Annotated in this window: 19 protein-coding genes and 2 pseudogenes; 13 read left to right on the top strand and 8 right to left on the bottom strand. The window is 64.4% G+C overall.

The window, feature by feature from the left end:
- The first annotated feature begins 131 nt into the window (after positions 1-131).
- From G5S42_RS10430 to pcaC, 3 genes are read left to right on the top strand one after another with little or no spacing between them, the layout of a single operon-like run.
- Positions 132-1,511 (top strand): 3-carboxy-cis,cis-muconate cycloisomerase, encoded by a 1,380-nt coding sequence (locus G5S42_RS10430; RefSeq protein ID WP_176106676.1) that lies wholly within the window; start codon positions 132-134, stop codon positions 1,509-1,511.
- 5 nt (positions 1,512-1,516) lie between these two features.
- Positions 1,517-2,308, top strand: coding sequence for a 3-oxoadipate enol-lactonase (gene pcaD, locus G5S42_RS10425; protein WP_176106675.1), 792 nt, complete (start codon positions 1,517-1,519; stop codon positions 2,306-2,308).
- A complete protein-coding gene (gene pcaC, locus G5S42_RS10420; RefSeq protein ID WP_176106674.1) occupies positions 2,305-2,706 on the top strand; it encodes a 4-carboxymuconolactone decarboxylase in 402 nt (133 codons plus the stop codon). Before pcaD ends, pcaC begins: the two co-directional genes overlap by 4 nt.
- A gap of 132 nt (positions 2,707-2,838) precedes the next feature.
- Here the strand turns inward: pcaC and G5S42_RS10415 are convergent, their stop codons facing one another.
- The 4 genes from G5S42_RS10415 to G5S42_RS10400 form a co-directional block, all read right to left on the bottom strand.
- Positions 2,839-3,042 (bottom strand): Sec-independent protein translocase family protein, encoded by a 204-nt coding sequence (locus G5S42_RS10415; RefSeq protein ID WP_176106673.1) that lies wholly within the window; start codon positions 3,040-3,042, stop codon positions 2,839-2,841.
- 117 nt (positions 3,043-3,159) lie between these two features.
- Positions 3,160-3,552, bottom strand: coding sequence for a hypothetical protein (locus G5S42_RS10410; RefSeq protein ID WP_176106672.1), 393 nt, complete (start codon positions 3,550-3,552; stop codon positions 3,160-3,162).
- Positions 3,553-3,566: 14 nt separating this feature from the next.
- Positions 3,567-3,956, bottom strand: a complete 390-nt coding sequence (locus tag G5S42_RS10405; protein WP_176106671.1) for a hypothetical protein — start codon at positions 3,954-3,956, stop codon at positions 3,567-3,569.
- Positions 3,953-4,324 (bottom strand): tlde1 domain-containing protein, encoded by a 372-nt coding sequence (locus tag G5S42_RS10400; protein WP_176106670.1) that lies wholly within the window; start codon positions 4,322-4,324, stop codon positions 3,953-3,955. Before G5S42_RS10400 ends, G5S42_RS10405 begins: the two co-directional genes overlap by 4 nt.
- A gap of 264 nt (positions 4,325-4,588) precedes the next feature.
- Between G5S42_RS10400 and G5S42_RS10395 the strand changes: the two are divergent.
- The 6 genes and pseudogenes from G5S42_RS10395 to G5S42_RS10370 form a co-directional block, all read left to right on the top strand.
- Positions 4,589-4,981 (top strand): annotated as a pseudogene (locus G5S42_RS10395) (amino acid synthesis family protein); the annotation flags it as partial.
- Positions 4,982-5,123: 142 nt separating this feature from the next.
- Positions 5,124-7,076, top strand: coding sequence for an ABC transporter permease (locus G5S42_RS10390; protein WP_176110464.1), 1,953 nt, complete (start codon positions 5,124-5,126; stop codon positions 7,074-7,076).
- On the top strand, positions 7,073-7,885 hold the full coding sequence (locus G5S42_RS10385; protein WP_176106668.1) for an ABC transporter ATP-binding protein: 813 nt from the start codon (positions 7,073-7,075) through the stop codon (positions 7,883-7,885). The genes G5S42_RS10390 and G5S42_RS10385 overlap by 4 nt, the downstream gene beginning before the upstream one ends.
- Positions 7,882-8,595, top strand: a complete 714-nt coding sequence (locus G5S42_RS10380) for an ABC transporter ATP-binding protein (protein ID WP_176106667.1) — start codon at positions 7,882-7,884, stop codon at positions 8,593-8,595. Before G5S42_RS10385 ends, G5S42_RS10380 begins: the two co-directional genes overlap by 4 nt.
- Before the next feature lie 58 nt (positions 8,596-8,653).
- Positions 8,654-8,818: pseudogene (locus G5S42_RS10375) on the top strand (c-type cytochrome); the annotation flags it as partial.
- A gap of 150 nt (positions 8,819-8,968) precedes the next feature.
- Positions 8,969-10,177, top strand: coding sequence for an ABC transporter substrate-binding protein (locus G5S42_RS10370; protein ID WP_176106666.1), 1,209 nt, complete (start codon positions 8,969-8,971; stop codon positions 10,175-10,177).
- Positions 10,178-10,274: 97 nt separating this feature from the next.
- Here G5S42_RS10370 and G5S42_RS10365 read toward each other — a convergent pair whose 3' ends face one another.
- A complete protein-coding gene (locus G5S42_RS10365; protein WP_176106665.1) occupies positions 10,275-10,526 on the bottom strand; it encodes a hypothetical protein in 252 nt (83 codons plus the stop codon).
- Positions 10,527-10,720: 194 nt separating this feature from the next.
- On the opposite strand from G5S42_RS10365, the gene G5S42_RS10360 reads away from it, so the two are divergent.
- Complete coding sequence (locus G5S42_RS10360; protein ID WP_176106664.1) at positions 10,721-11,245, top strand: DUF6496 domain-containing protein; 525 nt, start codon at positions 10,721-10,723, stop codon at positions 11,243-11,245.
- Between the two features lie 101 nt (positions 11,246-11,346).
- Here the strand turns inward: G5S42_RS10360 and aptA are convergent, their stop codons facing one another.
- The gene (gene aptA, locus G5S42_RS10355) at positions 11,347-12,675 is read right to left on the bottom strand and encodes an omega-aminotransferase AptA (RefSeq protein WP_176106663.1); all 1,329 of its coding nucleotides are present in this window, start codon (positions 12,673-12,675) and stop codon (positions 11,347-11,349) included.
- A gap of 188 nt (positions 12,676-12,863) precedes the next feature.
- Between aptA and G5S42_RS10350 the strand changes: the two genes are divergently transcribed.
- On the top strand, positions 12,864-14,279 hold the full coding sequence (locus G5S42_RS10350) for an aminotransferase-like domain-containing protein (protein WP_176106662.1): 1,416 nt from the start codon (positions 12,864-12,866) through the stop codon (positions 14,277-14,279).
- A gap of 21 nt (positions 14,280-14,300) precedes the next feature.
- Here the strand turns inward: G5S42_RS10350 and G5S42_RS10345 are convergent, their stop codons facing one another.
- Positions 14,301-14,924, bottom strand: coding sequence for a LysE family translocator (locus G5S42_RS10345; protein ID WP_176106661.1), 624 nt, complete (start codon positions 14,922-14,924; stop codon positions 14,301-14,303).
- 262 nt (positions 14,925-15,186) lie between these two features.
- Here G5S42_RS10345 and G5S42_RS10340 point away from each other — a divergent pair, with 262 nt between their 5' ends.
- A complete protein-coding gene (locus tag G5S42_RS10340; protein ID WP_176106660.1) occupies positions 15,187-16,089 on the top strand; it encodes a glutamate/aspartate ABC transporter substrate-binding protein in 903 nt (300 codons plus the stop codon).
- 139 nt (positions 16,090-16,228) lie between these two features.
- Positions 16,229-16,618 (top strand): hypothetical protein, encoded by a 390-nt coding sequence (locus G5S42_RS10335; protein WP_217709881.1) that lies wholly within the window; start codon positions 16,229-16,231, stop codon positions 16,616-16,618.
- 67 nt (positions 16,619-16,685) lie between these two features.
- Here the strand turns inward: G5S42_RS10335 and G5S42_RS10330 are convergent, their stop codons facing one another.
- Positions 16,686-18,485 (bottom strand): chloride channel protein, encoded by a 1,800-nt coding sequence (locus G5S42_RS10330; RefSeq protein ID WP_176106658.1) that lies wholly within the window; start codon positions 18,483-18,485, stop codon positions 16,686-16,688.
- Positions 18,486-18,487 lie beyond the last annotated feature (2 nt).

Genomic DNA, 18,487 nt, shown 5'->3' with positions numbered 1-18,487 from the left:
ATACGCAGCACAAAGTGCGGCATACGTATGGCACGAGCGCGCTACAAGCGCCGGTCCACCGCGGTGTCTGCTTCGACCCGCCGCGCCGCGCCGTTTCTTCACTTCCGATTCCCTCAAACATCGTCGTCACCATGCTCGACTCCAGCGCCCGTCTGACTGGCCTTCTTTGCGGCACACAGCCGATGAACGACATCTGGGCGCCGCGTGCCACGCTGCAGCGAATGCTCGACGTCGAAGCCGCACTCGCGCGCGCCTCCGCCGCGCACAAAGTCATTCCCGAATCCGCCGTCCCCGCGATCGAAGCGGCCTGCCAGGCCGACCAGCTCGACGCCGACGCGCTCGCACGCGACGCCGCGCTCGGCGGCAACCTCGCGATTCCGCTCGTCAAGCAACTGACCGCACGCGTCAAAGCCGCCGACGCCGAAGCGGGCAAATACGTGCATTGGGGCGCGACGAGCCAGGACATCATCGACACCGCGACTGTGCTGCAACTGCGCGACACCTTCGACCTGCTCGACAGCGGCCTGCAAGCCACCTGCGACGCGATCGCGAAACTCGCGGCCACCCATCGCGCGACGCCGATGATCGGCCGCACATGGCTGCAACAGGCGCTGCCGATCACGCTGGGTCTGAAGTTCGCGCAATGGCTCGACGCACTGCTGCGACATCGCGATAGGCTCGATGCACTGCGAGAGCGCGTGCTCGTGCTGCAATTCGGCGGCGCGGCCGGCACGCTCGCGAGTCTGCGCGAGGCGGCGCCGCAGGTCACGCAGTCGCTCGCCAAGGAACTCGGGCTTGCGGTGCCGACCTTGCCGTGGCATACGCAGCGCGATCGCATCGCCGAGACGGCGTCGCTGTTCGGCATGCTGATCGGCACGCTCGGCAAGATCGCGCGCGATGTGTCGCTGCAGATGCAAACCGAAATCGACGAGCTCGCCGAACCGGCCGCGGCCGGCAAGGGCGGATCGTCGACGATGCCGCACAAGCGCAACCCGGTCGGTTGCGCGGCGGTGCTGACGGCCGCGACGCGAGCGCCCGGCCTGGTCGCAACCGTGTTCGCCGGCATGGTGCAGGAGCACGAACGCGCGCTCGGCGGCTGGCAAGCCGAATGGGACGCGCTGCCGGATCTCGCGCGTCTCGCGGGCGGCGCGCTCGCGAACATCGAACAGATCGCGTCCGGCTTGAACGTGAACGTGCCGCGACTTGCGAAGAATCTCGACGTCACGCACGGGCTGATCCTCGGCGAAGCGGTGATGCTCGCGCTCGGCGATGCCATCGGCCGGCTCGACGCGCATCATCTGGTCGAGCGCGCGTCGAAGGCGGCGATCCGCGACGGCAAGACGCTGTACGACGTGCTTGCCGCCGACGCGGCCGTCACCGAACATCTTTCGATCGAGCGCCTCAAGCAGCTGCTCGATCCCGCTCAATACGTCGGCCAGGCGCACGCATATGTCGACGCCGCGCTGACGCTTCACACCACGCGCGCGCAGCGCGCCCATTCCAAGGAGTAACCGGCATGCCCTACGCCGCAGTCAACGGCACCGAGCTTCACTATCGCATCGACGGCGACCGTCACGGCCACGCGCCGTGGCTCGTACTGTCGAATTCGCTCGGCTGCGATATGTCCATGTGGACGCCGCAGGTCGCGGCGTTGTCGAAGCACTTCCGCGTGCTGCGCTACGATACGCGCGGTCACGGTCATTCTGAAGCGCCGAAGGGGCCGTACACGATCGAGCAACTGACCGGCGACGTGCTCGGTCTGATGGATACGCTGAAGATCGCGCGCGCGAATTTCTGCGGCATTTCGATGGGCGGCCTGACCGGCATCGGGCTCGCCGCGCGTCACGGCGACCGCTTCGAGCGCGTCGTGCTGTGCAATACGGCCGCGCGCATCGGCTCGCCGGAAGTCTGGGTGCCGCGCGCCGCGAAGGCGCGCTCGGAAGGCATGCTCGCACTCGCCGGCGCGGTGCTGCCGCGCTGGTTCACGGCAGACTTCATCGAGCGTGAGCCGGTCGTGCTGGCGATGATCCGCGACGTGTTCGTGCATACCGACAAGGAAGGCTATGCATCGAACTGCGACGCGATCGACGCGGCCGATCTGCGTCCCGAAACGCCGGGCATCAAGCTGCCGACGCTCGTGATCAGCGGCACGCACGACCTCGCCGCCACGCCCGCGCAGGGCCGCGAACTCGCACAGTCGATTCCGGGCGCACGCTACGTCGAGCTCGACGCTTCGCATATTTCCAACATCGAAAAGGTCGACGAGTTCACGAAGACCGTGCTCGACTTCCTGACGGAGGCAAAATGAACGATGAAGACCGTTACGAAGCCGGAATGGGCGTACGTCGCGCGGTGCTGGGCAACGCGCACGTCGACCGTTCGCTCGCGAACCGCACCGAGCTGACCGAGGAGTTCCAGAACCTGATCACGCGCTATGCGTGGGGCGAGATCTGGACGCGTGAAGGTCTGCCGCGTCATACGCGCAGCCTGCTGACGATCGCGATGATGGTTGCGTTGAATCGCAGCGAAGAACTCGCGCTGCACCTGCGCGCCGCGAAGAACAACGGCGTGACGCGCGAACAGATCAAGGAAGTGCTGCTGCAGACCGCGATTTATGTCGGCGTGCCGGCGGCCAACTCAGCGTTCCACCTGGCCGACAAGCTGTTCCGCGAGGACGATGCGGCGGCCGCGGTGGCGAAGTCGTAACGACCGAGCGCTCGTAGTTTTCAGAGCCAATCAGCAAACGCGCGACGGATATTTCCGTCGCGCGTTTTTTTATGCGGCGGTCGTCGCTATGACGCTTGCGGGCATCTGCACATTCAGACCGGACGCGACAGGTCAGGACTGTCTCGAGTTCAATGCAGGCCAGCGGGCCAAGGCAATGAACCACAGTAGAACGACGTTCACCACCGGAATGAAGGCAAGCAGCGACCAGACTCCCGCATATCTCGCCTTCTTCAGGATCAGCCATAGTGGGATAATCTCCGCGATGACGACAACAAGAACAAACACCAGCCAGTGCGAAATGGAAAGAGCGCCCACGCCTACCTCCATCTTTAAAATTGACGGGCAGAGCTAAGTACAACGACGCAAGGCCGACTCCTTGCTCAATGTAAAAAAGACCCGTGCGAAGCGGGTCCGCGTCTGAACCGGCGCGAGTCACTCGATCTGCCTGTACCGAGTGTCCCCGCTGACACGCTGCAACTGTTTCGAAACGATAAGAAACTGTTCGTCGCGAATCGTGCACTCCAGTTCGCCTATCTCATACACAGCAACCAGCTTGATCTTATTTCCATTTCGCTCCTCAAAGGTGATCTGATAGACCCCGCGCCACTTTTGTTCGCCATCTTCGTATTTACCGATCTTCTCGGACGCCAGTCGCACGGCTTTTGTTTTCGTAGCATCGAAATCCAAGGAGAGGATGTCTGTTTTTCTCACCGCCATCTGGGCCACATAGGCCGGAAATCGGTCGCCGCATGGGGGGTATGGGCTGGTTTCCGCCAAGCATAGCGCGGGAAAAGATAGCAGTAGGACTGCAAAAACGTGTTTCATGGATTCAAAGGGCCTCACTCTATCTGCTTGAACATTCTGTCGTTCTCGGCTCTTGGCAACAAATGCTTCGAAACGACAAAGACCTCTACGGAACTCATCGAGCATTCAAATTCGCCAGCGTCGTCCACAGTAATCACCTTGACCTTGTTTCCGTTTTTTTCGTGGAAGGTGATGTGATAGACCTCACGCCACAACTGTTCGCCATCCTCCGATTTTCCAATTTTCTCGGATGCCAGTTGCACGGCTTGGGTTTTCGTATAGTCGATACTGCCAATCATGCCTGCGTCTTTCAGGCTGTTTTCGGCGATGTTGGTCGGCCACCTGTCGCATGGCGGGTTCGGTCTGCCTTGCGCCAGGCACAGCGCGGGAAGGGATAGCAGCAGGACTGCAAAAATGTGTTTCATGAATGTTCCACCCTAAGCATTCTGTCGCCACTGTTCCAGATCTGCTTGCGGTATGGGAGGTGCAGAACGATACATCCATTTGACGCGTTGCCGGGTTCCTTCATGCTGTCGCCGTGGATCATGAAGCCGTCGCGCCCGCCCAGGCTGGTTCCCGCAACGGGGTTGAGCCGCATGGAATGCGGTCCAGTTTTAGGGTGCGGAAATGGTGCGGTAATTTCATACAGGCCAACGGGGATTGGTCCCTGGTCGCGGACATACTGGCTACTGTGCTTATTCTTGTGCTCTCCCTTGCCGGAATATCCCTTATCTGTGATTAATTTGTCGTTGTGATACAACAAGTGGCTCTCATGCTTGTAAATCCAAACCATCGTCTTTTTCTCATTGGTTGTACGAACCAACGATTAAACCAGACCGACTGGTTGCACGCAATTTTTAAGATATGCGTCAGTTTGATCTGCATCCGGATATGGAGATCGTCTACATCCTCGAGATGAGCACGGGCAGTGCGTGCATGCGCGGGTGGGCGGCCTCGCGAAGGGGGCGGTCGTCGGCAAGGATGGCTTGCGCTGAAACTGAAGCGGTGCGCACCAAGTCACGGCAAACGGCAATGCAACGAACCTCGCAGAGCGCAGATGGCGATCAGGCCTCGCAAGCTGGTCGTGCAGGCAGCCGTCGAGCCGCCCGCGTGCCGTGCGGTCGCGATTGCGGTGATCGATAATGCGTATGCGGGACGATACGAGGCGAAGCTCGACCCGCCAATCGAATCCGGCGAGGAACTCTGCACGCTGCTCGGCAAGCGCTGCGTCGAAGAAATCTGCATCGCGCCCGGCGAGGCGCAAAGCTACGGCAAGTTGGCGATCGTCGGCGAGGCGGGCGAGCGCGAACATGCGGCCGCGATCCTGCATCCGGAGCTTGGCGCGCCGCTGCGCGCGGCGGCCGAGAAAGGCGCGGCTCCGGTGCCGTCGGCGAAGAAGATCGGCACGCTCGGCACCGCGATCGACGTGCCGCTCGCCCACAAGGACGCCCTTCGCTTGTTGCGCGGGTTGTTTCGCTGGTAGTGTGCTGCCTTTGACGCGGGCGCGCATGGTGCCGCCCGCGCTGCAACGTCCGTCGATCGGGCCGCAGCGCATGTTGCGCGCGCCGTTCGGCGAGCTGCCGAGGGTCACGATGCTTTCGAATCTGCTGGTACAACTGGTCAATGGACTCGCTGACGCGTCGACGCTGTTTCTGGTCGCTGCCGGTTTGTCGTTGATCTTCGGCGTGACGCGCATCGTCAACTTTGCGCATGGCTCGTTCTATATGTTCGGCATCTACGTCGCGTACAGCATCGCAAGCCGCTTTGGCCATACCGCGGGCGGCTTCTGGCTGTCGGTGCTGGCGGCCGCGCTCGCGGTCGCGGTGCTGGGCGCGCTCGTCGAAATCGTGGTGCTGCGGCGGATCTATCAGGCGCCCGAGCTGTTCCATTTGCTCGCCACCTTTGCGCTCGTGCTGATCTTTCGCGACGCCGCGCTCTGGCTTTGGGGCCCCGACGACCTGTTCGGTCCGCGCGCGCCGTATCTCGCGGGCGCGGTCGACTTTCTCGGCCATCCGCTGCCCACTTACGACATCGCACTGATCGTGATCGGTCCCGTCGTCTTGCTGCTGCTGTGGTACGCGTTGACGCGCACGCGTTGGGGCACGCTGGTGCGCGCCGCAACGCAGGATCGCGAGATGCTCGGCGCGCTCGGCATCAATCAGGCATGGCTGTTTACCGGCGTGTTCTTCATCGGCGCGTTTCTGGCGGGACTGGGCGGCGCGCTGCAAGGGCCGCGCATGTCGGCGAACCTGTCGCTCGATCTGGAGACGATCGGCAACGCGTTCGTGGTCGTCGTGGTCGGCGGCATGGGTTCGATTCCGGGCGCGTTCATCGCGGCGTTGCTGATCGCCGAGATCAAGGCGCTGTGCATTGGCATCGGCCATGTGACGATCTTCGGCATCGGTTTGTCGCTGAGCCGCTTTACGCTGGTGGCCGAATTCGTCGTGATGGCGGTCGTGCTGGTGGTGCGGCCTTGGGGGCTGCTTGGCCGCGCAAGTGCCGCGGTGCGCGCGATGGGTGCGCCGGAAGCGCCATTGCGTCCCGCGGGCAAGCGTCTGAAGTGGCTCGCCGCCGTCGTGTTGCTAGTGCTCGTTCTGGCGCCGCTCGCGGCCAACGCGTTTCCGTATATGCCGGTGCTGCTCGTCGAAATCCTGATCGCGGTGCTGTTCGCGACGAGTCTGCATTTCATCATGGGCCCGGGCGGTCTGCATTCGTTCGGCCATGCGGCGTACTTCGGACTCGGTGCATACGGCGCGGCGCTGTTTCTCAAAGTGCTGAATCTGCCGATGGAAGCCGCGTTGCTGCTCGGGCCGCTGCTCGCGGTGATCGGCGCTCTCGTGTTCGGCTGGTTCTGCGTGCGCCTGTCCGGCGTCTATCTCGCGATGCTGACGCTCGCGTTCGCGCAGATCGTCTGGTCGGTCGTGTTCCAGTGGGACGATGTGACGGGCGGCAGCAACGGCATTCTCGGACTATGGCCGTCGAACTGGCTGTCGTCGCCGGTCGCGTTCTACTACCTGACGCTAGCGTGCGCGGTGCTCGGCGTGGGGCTGTTGCGCCGCATGCTGTTCTCGCCGCTCGGCTACGCGATGCGCGCGTCGCGCGATTCCGCGCTGCGCGCCGAGGCGATCGGCATCGACGTGAAGCGCGTGCAGTGGGCGTCGTTCGTGATCGCGGCGTTGTTCTGCGGACTCGCCGGATCGCTGTACGCGTTTTCGAAGGGCAATATCTCGCCCGAAGTGATCAGCGTGAGCCGCTCGGTCGATGGCCTCGTGATGGTGCTGCTCGGCGGCTTGCAGACCTTGAGCGGGCCGATCGTCGGCGCGGCCGTGTTCACGTGGCTGCAGGACACTGTCGCGCGACAGACCGACTACTGGCAGGCGCTGCTCGGCTTCGCGATCCTGCTGCTGGTGATCGCGTTTCCGCAGGGAATCGTCGGCTTCATTCGCGAGCGTTTCGGCGACACGAACGACGATCAGGCCGATAAGTCCAACGGCGGCGCCGCGTCGCCATCGCAACGGACCGCCGCGGTCAAGGAGGGCCTATGAGCCTGCTGCGCGTGAGCGGTCTGTCGCGATCGTTCGGAGGACTGAAGGCGGTCGATGACGTTTCATTCGAGCTCGAAGCCGGTCAACTGCTGGCGCTGCTCGGCCCCAACGGCGCGGGCAAATCGACCTGTTTCAACATGGTCAACGGTCAGTTGCGGCCGTCGTCGGGATCGATCCTGCTCGACGGTCATGAACTCGTCGGCATGCGGCCGCGCGATATCTGGCGGCGCGGCGTCGGCCGCACGTTCCAGATCGCCGCGACGTTCAACTCGATGACGGTGCTTGAAAACGTGCAGATGGCGCTGGTGTCGCGCGAAAAAAAGACCTTCGGTCTCTGGAAACCAGCGGGCTCGCGCTATGCCGACGAAGCGTTCGCGCTGCTCGAACAGGTCGGCATGAGCGAGCACGCGAAACGCGCGTGCGGGGTGCTCGCGTATGGCGACGTGAAGCGCGTCGAACTCGCGATCGCGCTCGCGAACCGGCCGAAGCTGCTGTTGATGGACGAACCGACCGCCGGCATGGCGCCGAAGGAGCGCAACGAATTGATGGCGTTGACCAGGCGTTTGGTGACCGAACACAGGATCGGCGTGTTGTTTACCGAGCACAGCATGGACGTCGTATTCGCACACGCCGACCGGATCATCGTGCTCGCGCGCGGCAAGCTGATCGCCGAGGGCGACGGCGATACGATCCGCAACGACCCGCGCGTGCAGGAAGTCTATTTCGGCACAGGCAAGATGTTCCGGCCGCACGCGGCGCTGCAGGACGCGGACGGCAATTCGCAGAATGGCCGGGGAGCGCAGCAATGAGCGAACCGATGCTGAAAGTCTCCAGCCTCAATGCGTTCTACGGCCGCGCGCACATCCTGTTCGACGTCGACCTCGAAGTCGGCCGTGGCGAAGTGGTCGCGCTGATGGGCCGCAACGGCGCCGGCAAATCGACGACGATGAAAGCGGTGATGGGACTGCTGCCGCACCGCCACGGCGAAGTCACGTTTCGCGGCCAGAACATCAGTGCGCTTGCGCCGTACAAGATTGCGCGCATGGGCGTCGGCTTCGTGCCCGAGGACCGCCGCGTGTTCGCGGATCTGTCGGTGATGGAGAACCTCGACACCGGCCGCCAGCCGCCGCGCGACGGCGCGCCGCAATGGACGCCAGAAAAGCTGTTCCGCCTGTTTCCGAATCTCGGCGAAATGCCGAGGCGCCCCGGCGGCCAGATGAGCGGCGGCGAGCAGCAGATGCTGACCGTGTCACGCACGCTGATGGGCAATCCGTATCTGGTGTTGCTCGACGAACCGTCCGAAGGCGTCGCGCCGGTGATCGTCGAGCAGATGGCGAACATGATTCTCGAACTGAAGCGCGAAGGGCTATCCATTCTGCTGTCGGAACAGAATCTGCACTTCGCCGAGTTGGTCAGCGACCGCGCGTATGTGCTCGAAAAAGGGCAAATCCGTTTCAGCGGCACGATCGGCGAGCTCGCACGGAACGAAACGGTGAGGCGCGCTTATCTGAGCGTGTGAATTCATCCGGTAATGTCGGCGGAAGGATAGGCCGATGGCGCCGGCGATTGGGGACCGCGCGGCGCCGGACAACCTGATTCGCGTGACTCTCGACGGCATCGGCTCGCCTGCGCGGCCCGAACTCGGTACGATGCCGGCTTACCGCGATAGTTTGAACGACGCCCAGGTCGCCGAGCTCGTGTCGCACCTGCGCGCGCAGTTCGCGGGCGGCGAGCCGGCATGAAGGGACGTCGCCGCGAACGTGGCCAGAATCCGCGCGGAACCGCGCGAGCAATGAGCCGCCGGCCGTCGTCCACGGGTGCGCGGGTCCGCGCGCTTGCCCGTTCGCACGTCTGACAAAACCCACCATTCCTTTTGATTACGGAGTTAACGCATGACCACGCGCGCAGGATGGATCTCTCGCCTCATGGTGTCGACCGTGTGCTCGTTTGCCGCGCTCGGCGCGAGCGCCCAGCAGACCATCAAGATCGGCGAGATCAATAGCTACAAGGCGCAGCCAGCCTTTCTCGGGCCTTACAGGCAAGGCTGGAATCTCGCGCTCGAGCAGGTGAACGCGGCGGGCGGCGTGCTCGGCAAGCAGCTCGAAGTGATTTCGCGCGACGACGGCGGCAACCCCGGCGACACGATCCGCGTCGCGCAGGAGCTGATCGCGCGTGAGCAGGTGCAGTTGCTGTTCGGCGGCTTCCTGTCGAACACGGGCCTTGCGCTCGCCGACTTCGCGAAGCAGAAGAAGATCTTCTTCCTCGCCGCCGAACCGCTGACCGACAAGATCGTCTGGGCCGATGGCAACAAATACACGTACCGTCTGCGTCCTTCGACCTATATGCAGGTCGCGATGCTGGTGCCCGAGGCCGCGAAGCTGAAAAAGAAGCGCTGGGCGATCGTGTATCCGAACTACGAGTACGGGCAATCGGCGGTGGCGACCTTCAAGAAGCTGCTGACGGCCGCTCAGCCGGACGTGCAGTTCGTCGTCGAACAGGCGACGCCGCTCGGCAACGTCGACGCGGGCGCCGTGACCCAGGCGATCGCCGACGCGAAGCCGGACGCGATCTTCAACGTGCTGTTTGCCGCCGACCTCGGCAAGTTCGTGCGCGAGGGTAATACGCGCGGGCTCTTCAAGGATCGCGCGGTGGTGTCGCTCTTGACCGGCGAACCCGACTACCTCGATCCGCTCGGCGCCGAAGCGCCGACCGGCTGGATCGTCACCGGCTACCCCTGGTATTCGATCGATACCGCCGCGAACAAGCAGTTCGTCGACGCGTATCGGGCCAAATATCACGACTATCCGCGGTTGGGCTCGGTGGTCGGCTATTCGGCGCTGATGTCGATCGCGGACGGCATCAAGAAGGCGGGTTCGACCGATGCGGACAAGCTCGCCGCCGCGTTCAAGGGGCTCAACGTGCAGACGCCGTTCGGTCCGATCACGTACCGCGCGCAGGACAATCAGTCGACGATGGGCGCTTATGTCGGCGTGACCGGCGTGAAGGACGGCAAGGGTGTGATGACGTCGTACCGCTATGTGGATGGCGCGAGCGTGCAGCCATCGGACGCCGAGGTGAAAAAACTGCGGCCGGCGGATTGAGGACGCGGCGCGCGGCGCTCCGTCGTGACTGCCGCGCGATTCGCCGCGTGAGTGCTGGTGAATGTGCTTGCGCAGCGGCCTCTGCCGCCAGCAAAACCTACTCTTCCGCGTCGTGCTCCGTGACGAAGCGCTTCAGATAAGCGAGCACGGCCGCTTCCATCGCGCGATGATCGGCGGTGTTCTTCGAGCCCGCGTTTTCTTCATCGCCGAACAGTGTGGACGGCGCGTCGTGCACGTCCACTTCCTGCCCCTCGCGAAACAGGCGTATTTCGTGGACGTCTTCGACGTACTCGGCGATCCAGTGCACGCCCTCGATATGTGCGCCAGCGCGAACCGTAACTGTCTTCATGGCTGTCTCCGTGCAAGCGGTCGATTTGAGTCGGCGCCTCGGCGCTGACTCCCGTCCCATGTCCACAACCATACGCCGTCCCGCCGACGCACGCGAGTCCCGCCCGTAACTGCCGCCGGACCAAGACGCAGATGGGCGTTGCGGCACGCTCGTTGCTGAACCATAAGAGCCTCACCCACAACCGGAGAACCGTCATGCCAGAGCAGAAAACCTTGAAGCGTGCCGCGGCCGATAAACGCGCGGGCAAATCAGCGAGTACCCAAGCGGGAGAGTTCGTCAAGGAACAGGTGGACAAGGTCCGCGCAGGCAAGCACGGCGTGCGCTCGCCGAAGCAGGCGATCGCGATCGGGCTGTCCGAGGCGCGGCGCGCCGGCGTCGACCTAAAGCCGCCGAAGAAGGGCGCCACGAGCGAGGCGACCCGCAAGAAAGCGCAGAAGGACAGTGCGGCGGGCAAGCACGTCGGCGCTGCGAAGAAGAGCGCGAGCAAGGAGTCGAGCGCTAAACGCTCGCGTGTGTCGGAAAGCGTGCTCAAGCGCGAGAGCAAGGCCGGGGCGTCGTCGGCGGCGATGTCGAAGCAGGCGAAGTCGGCGGCGGCCAAGCGGCCTGCCGCGAGCCGCTCCGCCGCAGCCAAGAAGGCCGCGGCGACCAAAGGCGCGGCTGGACGCTCCGCTGCCGCGAAAAAGGCCGCGCAAACGCGGGCGGCGCGCGCGCATCACTGAGCTTGCGGCTCGCAAAGCGGCGGCAATGGAAAAGGGCGGCGGCACGCATGCGCGTGCCGCCGCTCTGTTGTTGTCGCCCGCTGGCGGGCTTGCCTGCCTACTTACTGCACCGTCGCCAGCACCTCGCCAACCGTGCGGAAGAGCCGCGCGATCTGCTCTTCGTCGATGATCAGCGGCGGCGAGAACGCGAGGATGTCGCCGGTGAAGCGGATCAGCACGCCCGCCTCGAAGCATTTGACGAACGCCTCATAAGCGCGCGCGCCCGGCGCGCCGTCGCGCGATTCCAGTTCGATGCCCGCGACGAGGCCGAGATTGCGCACGTCCTTCACATGCTTCGCGCCGCGCAGCCCATGCGCGGCGGCTTCGAACGTCGGCGCGAGGCTGGCCGCGCGCTCGAACAGCTGGTCGCGGCGGTACAGGTCGAGCGTCGCGATCGCGGCCGCGGCCGCGGCCGGATGCGCCGAGTACGTGTAGCCGTGGAACAGCTCGATCGCGCCCGGCGCGCCGCTGCCGACGACCGTGTCATGGATCGTGCGGCTCGCAGCGACTGCGCCCATCGGAATCGACGCGTTGTTGATCGCCTTCGCCAAGGTGATCAGGTCCGGCGTGACGCCGAAGTGTTCGCTCGCGGTCGCGTTGCCGAGACGGCCAAAGCCGGTGATCACCTCGTCGAAGATCAGCAGGATGCCGTGCTTCGTGCAGATCTCGCGCAGCTTCTGCAGATAGCCTTGCGGCGGAATCAGCACGCCGGTCGAGCCGGCCACCGGTTCGACGATCACCGCGGCGATCGTCGAAGCGTCGTGCAGCGCGACGATGCGCTCCAATTCCTCGGCCAGATGCGCGCCCCATGCGGGCTGGCCCTTCGCGAACGCGTTGTGTTCGAGGTTGTGCGTGTGCGGCAGATGATCGACCGCCGGCAGCAGCGCGCCCGAGAACGTCTTGCGATTCGGTGCGATGCCGCCGACCGAAATGCCGCCGAAACCGACGCCGTGATAGCCGCGCTCGCGGCCGATCAGACGCGTGCGCTGAGCTTCGCCGCGCGCGCGATGGTAGGCGAGGGCGATCTTCAGCGCTGTGTCGACCGATTCGGAGCCCGAGTTCGTGAAGAAGATACGGTCGAGCCCTTCCGGCATCAGCTCGGCAACCTTCGCCGCCGCTTCGAACGCGAGCGGGTGGCCCATCTGGAAGGTCGGCGCGAAGTCGAGCGTCGACAGCTGCTGCGTGATCGCGGCGACGATTTCATCGCGGCTGTGGCCCGCGTTCACGCACCACAGTCCCGCGCAGCCGTCCAGAATCTCGCGCCCGTCGGTGCTTCGGTAGTACATGCCCTTCGCCGATTCCAGCAGGCGCGGCGCGGCCTTGAACTGGCGGTTCGCGGTGAAGGGCATCCAGAAGGACGACAGATCGTCGATGACGGGGCGCGAAGTCATGGCATCTCCTCGAAGTGGGTGTCGGTTGAGGGCTTTGAGCGTAGCCAAACTGTAGTCCTCGCGGTTTAATGGCGGCATAAACAGTTGACGAAGTGTGGTGCCAACTGTGCTGGTGAATTCGCGCGAACTGTCCCGGTAGGCGGGGCGGTCCACGCTTGGTCTTTTTTTCTAGGTTTTTCGCCCAAAACATGATCGAACTGGACCTTCAACGCGACCGGCGTGCGGCGCCGACGCTCGTCGAACAGGTCGTGCAAGGCTTCGCGCGCGCGATCGATGCGCAATCGCTGCGCGCCGGCGCGCTGCTGCCGTCGGTGCGGCAGCTTGCGCAAAGCCACGCGCTGAGCACCTTCACGGTGACCGAGGCGTACAACCGGCTCGTGTCGATGGGGCTCGTGGTCGCGCGGCGCGGCTCCGGCTATCGGGTGGCGGCGCGCTCGCCGTCCGCGCGCGCGGCTGTCGCCGATTGGACGCCGCCGAGCCTGACCGCGACATGGCTGCTGTCCGACGTGTTCGCCGATCACTCGGTGCCGATCAAGGCGGGCTGCGGCTGGCTGCCGAGCGAATGGACCAACGAGAGCGGCCTGCAGCACTCGCTGCGTGCGCTGAGCCGGGTGCCGGCCGCGCGTCTCGGCGACTACGGCCATCCGTACGGCTTCGCGCCGCTGCGCGAGCGCATCGCCGAACAACTCGATCGGCGCGGGCTGCCGGTCGACGTCGCGAACGTGCTGCTCACGCAGGGCGCGACGCAGGGACTCGATCTGATTGTGCGCACGCTGCTGCGCGCAGGCGATGCGGTCATCGTCGAGGACCCCGGCTACTGCAACCTGCTGCAGATCCTGAAGCTCGCCGGGCTGGTCGTGCATGGCGTGCCGCGCACGCCGGCCGGCGTCGATACTGAGGTTCTCGAAACGTTGGTCGCGCGGCACAAGCCGAAGGCGATCTTCGTCAACACCACGCTGCAGAATCCGACCGGCGCGACCTTCGGCATGTCGGCCGCGTTCCGCTTGCTGCAGATCGCCGAGCGCGAACGCATCTGGGTCATCGAGGACGACGTGAGCCGCGAACTCGCGCCGGCCGGCGCGCCGCTGCTGGCGGCGATGGAGGGCTTGCAGCGCGTGTTGCACGTCGGCGGCTTTTCGAAGACGGTGACGCCGTCGCTGCGCTGCGGCTACGTGGTGGCCGAGCAGGCGGTGCTGCGCGAGCTCGCGCGCACGAAGATGGCGGTGGGACTGACGTCGTCGGAAACGATCGAGCGGATCGTCGACAAGGTGCTGGTGGAAGGGCGTTACGCGCGCCATGTCGAGATGGTCAACGAGCGGCTGAAGCTCGCGCACGTGGCACTCGAAGAACGGCTCGACGTGCTCGGGCTCGAGGTGTTTCATCGGCCGCGCGCGGGGCTCTTCATGCTGGCGCGTCTGCCGATCGAAGCGGAGCACGCCGCCGAGGTCGCGACCGCCGCGCTCGCGCATGGCATCTGGCTCGCGCCGGGCTCCTACTTCCGTCCCGACGACGCGCCGAGCGCGTGGTTCCGCTTCAACGCGCCGTATTCGACCGACGACGCGTTGTGGCGCTTCATCGAGAGGGTCGGGCAGGGGGCGTGGTAGACGCGGCGGCGCGTCGGACGCTCAGCCGCCATGCCCGAACAGCTTCAGCGCGATCGGATACAGCGACCCCACGAGCAGCAGCGCCATCGCGACGTTGAAGACGCGCAGCCGTTTCGGGTTCGACAGCACCTCGCGCATCGCCGTGCCGAAACCAGCCCACACGCAGATGCACGGAAAGCCGATCACATAGAACACCGCGGCCATTGCAACGGCGTTCATGCCGAAGCTGTTGCTCAGATGAATCGTCGTCGCGGCGGTCAGCACCATCATCCACGCCTTCGGATTGACCCACTGAAACGCGATTGCTTCATGAAAGCGCATCGGGCGCCGTTCGCCGTTCCTGAGCTTGAGCTCTCCCGACGTGCCGATCTTCCACGCCAGATACAGCAGATAAGCGACGCTGACGGCTTCGAGCACCGTGTACAGCACGGGAAAGTGCACGAACGCTTCGCCGAGGCCCACGCCGACCGACAACATCAACAGCACCACGCCGACGCTGATGCCGGACAGATGCGGCAGCGTGCGGCGAAAGCCGAAATTGACGCCCGATGCGAGCAGCATCGTGTTGTTCGGACCGGGCGTGATCGAGGTGACGAGCGCGAACAGAATGCCGGCGGGCAGCGCGCTGAGAGTGACGAAAGACATGGGGGGATGGGCTCCGGTGTCGCCAACAGAAACGGTGAAGCTCATTCTAGCGATAGGTCCCGGTACAGTACCTGTACGGTTTTGAAAAGGGTGTCCGGTACGGATCTATGGTGAATTGATGAGCGGACAACGCCGTTGCACGGCGTGTCGACACTCGGTAGTTAACATATGTTGCAAGTATTTTTTTAATGGCAACATATGTAGACGGCTGGCACAGCAGCCCGCCATCCATCAGGAACCTGCAGAACGATCGGAGAAACCTATGAAAGTGATGAATTGGTCCGCTGTCGCCGTGCTCGTGGCGGCAACAGCGGTGAGTACTGCCGCGTTCGCGCAGGACACGACGTCCACGCTCGCGAAGATCCAGCAAAGCGGCGTGATCGCGATTGGCCATCGCGAGACCTCGGTGCCGTTTTCCTACGTCGATGCGAACAACGAAGTGATCGGCTTTTCGCAGGACTTGTGCAACAAGATCATCGATGCGGTGAAAACGAAAACGAAGCGTCCGGACCTCAAGGTTCGCTTCATCCCGGTCACCTCGCAGAATCGCATCCCGCTCGTACAGAACGGCACGGTCGATCTCGAATGCGGCGTGACGACCAATCTCGCCGCGCGCCAGAGCCAGGTGAGCTTCGGCGACACGTTCTTCGTCGCGACGACACGTCTTCTGACGCGCAAGGACTCCGGCATCAAGGACTTCCCGGATCTCGCGGGCAAGACGGTGGTGACCAACCAAGGCACGACGTCCGAGCGCATCCTGCGCAAGATGAACGAAGACAAGAAGATGAACATGCAGATCATCAGCGCGAAGGATTACGGCGAAGGGCGCCTCACGCTCGAAAGCGGCCGTGCCGTCGCGTACATGATGGATGACGTGCTGCTTGCCGGCACGCGCACGCTGACCGCCAAGCCGTCGGACTGGATCATCACCGGCACGCCGCAATCGTCGGAAGCGTACGGCTTCATGTTGCGCCGCGACGATCCCGAGTTCAGAAAGCTCGTCGACGACACGCTCGAACAGGTGATGAAAGGACCCGAAATCCACACGATGTACGACCGTTGGTTCGTCAAGCCGGTGCCGCCGAAGAACATCAGCTTCGACTTTCCGATGAGCGATTCGCTGAAGCAGCTTTACGCGCAGCCGAACGACAAGGCGCTCGAATAACGGGTTTTGCCGCGATTGCCTGTAGGCACGGGTTTTTGTGTGGCAGCGTTTGGCTCTTTCCTCTATACCTGGCTATAGGCGGCGTGTTTCGGTTCAGCGTCGCCTGTAGAGGGAACGGAGGCGAAAAGTGAAGAAGCCGATGGAAACTTCACGGCGCAGACAGGTTTTCCTCAGTGGGATCCTTCCTGCCGTGCTGGCGCTAGCAAGCGGCGTATTCGTGGTGTCCGCCAACGCCGACGCGCCCATGCGCGCGATCACGATCGTATCGGGCACCTATGGCGGGAATTGCGGCGCGCCGCCGGGCAACCTGACTCGCGAGCTCGAGCGTCATTGCAACGGACGGGAAACTTGCGATTACCCGCTGCCCGGTCTGCACAAAGGCGGCACGACGCTGGCATGCGCGCGCGACTTCCACGCCGAATGGCATTGCGATCACGCGGACTTCCACACCGCGGCGCTGGGTCCGGGCGCGAAATCGGGCGACACGCTCGTGCTGGGTTGCGTCGAGCCGCGTGGCGCGGGCAAATAGCTGCATGCGCGAACAAAAAAGGCCGAGGCCCTCGCGGGGCTCGGCCTTTGACTATTGCAGCGGTCTTTTAGCTGGTTTTACGAACCGGCGCGAAGCGCCGCTTGCCGAGCGACGGCCCGATACGACGGAGCCGCTCGCGTTTGTGTTCCTCTTCGAAGTGAACGAGCGACGGCTTGATCAGATCGCTGCGCGACACGATTCCGATCAGACGCATGCTGTTGCCATCGGCGACCACCGGCAGGCGTTCGAGCCCTAGCACTGCGAGCCGCGTCGCCACGAGCCGGCAGGTCTCGGATGACAACGCAAACGCGGTGTTGTGCTGGGCGAACACGGCGGCGAGGGTCATCGCGCGCTTGCGCTCCGTGTCCTCGGCGCAGAAGCGTTCGAGCAACGGGCGTTCGGCCACGCCGATCACCGCGCCGTCGCGCACCACCGGATACGCGCGGCGCAGCTGGTTCGCGCCGAACAGCGTCTGCAGCGTTGCGCCGACCGTCGTGGCGGCATCGACCGATTCGACCGATGCGGTCATCACTTCGTCGACATAGTGGCGCTCGAGCGGATCGACGCCGTACTCGCGATAGATGTGATAACCGCGTCGCGCGATTTTCTCGGTCATGATCGAGCGCCGCATCACCACCGTGGAGAAGCCGTGCGCGATCAGCGTTGCGGTCAGCAGAGGCAGCAGCGCGTTGGCGTCGTGCGTGAGGCCGAACGCGAACACGATGGCCGTGAGCGGCGCGCCGAGCGTGGCGCCAAGCGTCGCGGCCATGCAGACGAGCGGCCACAGCGCCGGCTCGCTGCCCGGCAGCCAGTGCGCGAGCACCGTGCCGAGTCCGGCGCCGAGCATCAACAGCGGTGCGAGCACACCGCCCGACGTGCCCGAGCCGAGCGCGATGACCCACATCACAGCCTTCACGGTGAGCAGCAAAAGCGCGACCTGCACTGCAATATGCTGATGCAGCAAATCGCCGATCACGTCGTAACCGACGCCGAGCGCGCGCGGTTCGAGCCAGCCGCCAATGCCGACGACGGTACCGCCGAGCGCGGGCCACCACATCCAGTGGATCGGCAGCTTGCCGAACAGGTCTTCCACCTTGTAGAGCGCGGCGGACAGGCCGGACGCAAGCGCGCCCGACAACACGCCAGCGACCGCGCACGACAGCAGGGACCAGCCATCGGGCGCGGCGGTCTGCAGCGGAAACAGCGGACCTGTACCGAAGAAAATCGCGCGAGCGAAGCCGGCGACCGCGCAGGCCACCGCGACCGGCAGGAAGCTGCGAGGGCGCCATTCGAACAGCAGCAGCTCGACCGCGAGCAGCACGGCCGCGAGCGGCGTGCCGAACACCGCGGTCATGCCGGCCGCGGCGCCGGCCACGAGCAGCGTCTTGCGCTCCGCCGACGTGACCTTCACGCACTGCGCGATCAGCGAGCCGAGCGCGCCGCCGGTCATGATGATCGGGCCTTCCGCGCCGAACGGCCCGCCGCTGCCGATCACGATGCCCGACGACAACGGCTTGAGCACCGCCACTTTCGGCGACATCTTGCTCTTGCCGAACAGGATCGCTTCGATCGCCTCGGGAATGCCGTGGCCACGAATTTTTTCGGAGCCGAAGCGCGCCATCAGTCCAACGATCAAGCCGCCGATCACCGGCACGCCGATCACCCAGATGCCGAGCGTATTGGCGGCGGGCGAGCGGTCGACGAACGACAGCGTGCCGAAGAAAAACAGGTTGGTGAACAGGTGAATCAGGTTCAGCAGAACAAAAGCGGCAAACGTGCTGACGAGGCCGATGCACGCGGCGAGCGCGAAAATGCCGGGCAGCCGTGCATTCGCCGCGAAGTCGCGCTTGTGGGAATCCATGCTCATGG

The organism is Paraburkholderia youngii (assembly GCF_013366925.1).
Taxonomy (GTDB): Bacteria; Pseudomonadota; Gammaproteobacteria; order Burkholderiales; family Burkholderiaceae; genus Paraburkholderia; species Paraburkholderia youngii.
This window is presented reverse-complemented; position numbering and strand designations above follow the sequence as displayed.

Bases quoted from the DNA above. Each gene is read 5' to 3' on its own strand.
- G5S42_RS10430 (WP_176106676.1), top strand. From the start codon at position 132: ATGCTCGACTCCAGCGCCCGTCTGACTGGCCTTCTTTGCGGCACACAG.
- G5S42_RS10360 (WP_176106664.1), top strand. From the start codon at position 10,721: ATGCCAGAGCAGAAAACCTTGAAGCGTGCCGCGGCCGATAAACGCGCG.
- G5S42_RS10335 (WP_217709881.1), top strand. From the start codon at position 16,229: ATGGAAACTTCACGGCGCAGACAGGTTTTCCTCAGTGGGATCCTTCCT.
- G5S42_RS10400 (WP_176106670.1), bottom strand. From the start codon at position 4,324: ATGGTTTGGATTTACAAGCATGAGAGCCACTTGTTGTATCACAACGAC.
- G5S42_RS10385 (WP_176106668.1), top strand. From the start codon at position 7,073: ATGAGCCTGCTGCGCGTGAGCGGTCTGTCGCGATCGTTCGGAGGACTG.
- G5S42_RS10330 (WP_176106658.1), bottom strand. From the start codon at position 18,485: ATGAGCATGGATTCCCACAAGCGCGACTTCGCGGCGAATGCACGGCTG.
- G5S42_RS10410 (WP_176106672.1), bottom strand. From the start codon at position 3,552: ATGAAACACGTTTTTGCAGTCCTACTGCTATCTTTTCCCGCGCTATGC.
- pcaC (WP_176106674.1), top strand. From the start codon at position 2,305: ATGAACGATGAAGACCGTTACGAAGCCGGAATGGGCGTACGTCGCGCG.
- G5S42_RS10405 (WP_176106671.1), bottom strand. From the start codon at position 3,956: ATGAAACACATTTTTGCAGTCCTGCTGCTATCCCTTCCCGCGCTGTGC.
- G5S42_RS10390 (WP_176110464.1), top strand. From the start codon at position 5,124: ATGCTTTCGAATCTGCTGGTACAACTGGTCAATGGACTCGCTGACGCG.
- pcaD (WP_176106675.1), top strand. From the start codon at position 1,517: ATGCCCTACGCCGCAGTCAACGGCACCGAGCTTCACTATCGCATCGAC.
- G5S42_RS10350 (WP_176106662.1), top strand. From the start codon at position 12,864: ATGATCGAACTGGACCTTCAACGCGACCGGCGTGCGGCGCCGACGCTC.
- G5S42_RS10380 (WP_176106667.1), top strand. From the start codon at position 7,882: ATGAGCGAACCGATGCTGAAAGTCTCCAGCCTCAATGCGTTCTACGGC.
- G5S42_RS10340 (WP_176106660.1), top strand. From the start codon at position 15,187: ATGAAAGTGATGAATTGGTCCGCTGTCGCCGTGCTCGTGGCGGCAACA.
- aptA (WP_176106663.1), bottom strand. From the start codon at position 12,675: ATGACTTCGCGCCCCGTCATCGACGATCTGTCGTCCTTCTGGATGCCC.
- G5S42_RS10365 (WP_176106665.1), bottom strand. From the start codon at position 10,526: ATGAAGACAGTTACGGTTCGCGCTGGCGCACATATCGAGGGCGTGCAC.
- G5S42_RS10345 (WP_176106661.1), bottom strand. From the start codon at position 14,924: ATGTCTTTCGTCACTCTCAGCGCGCTGCCCGCCGGCATTCTGTTCGCG.
- G5S42_RS10370 (WP_176106666.1), top strand. From the start codon at position 8,969: ATGACCACGCGCGCAGGATGGATCTCTCGCCTCATGGTGTCGACCGTG.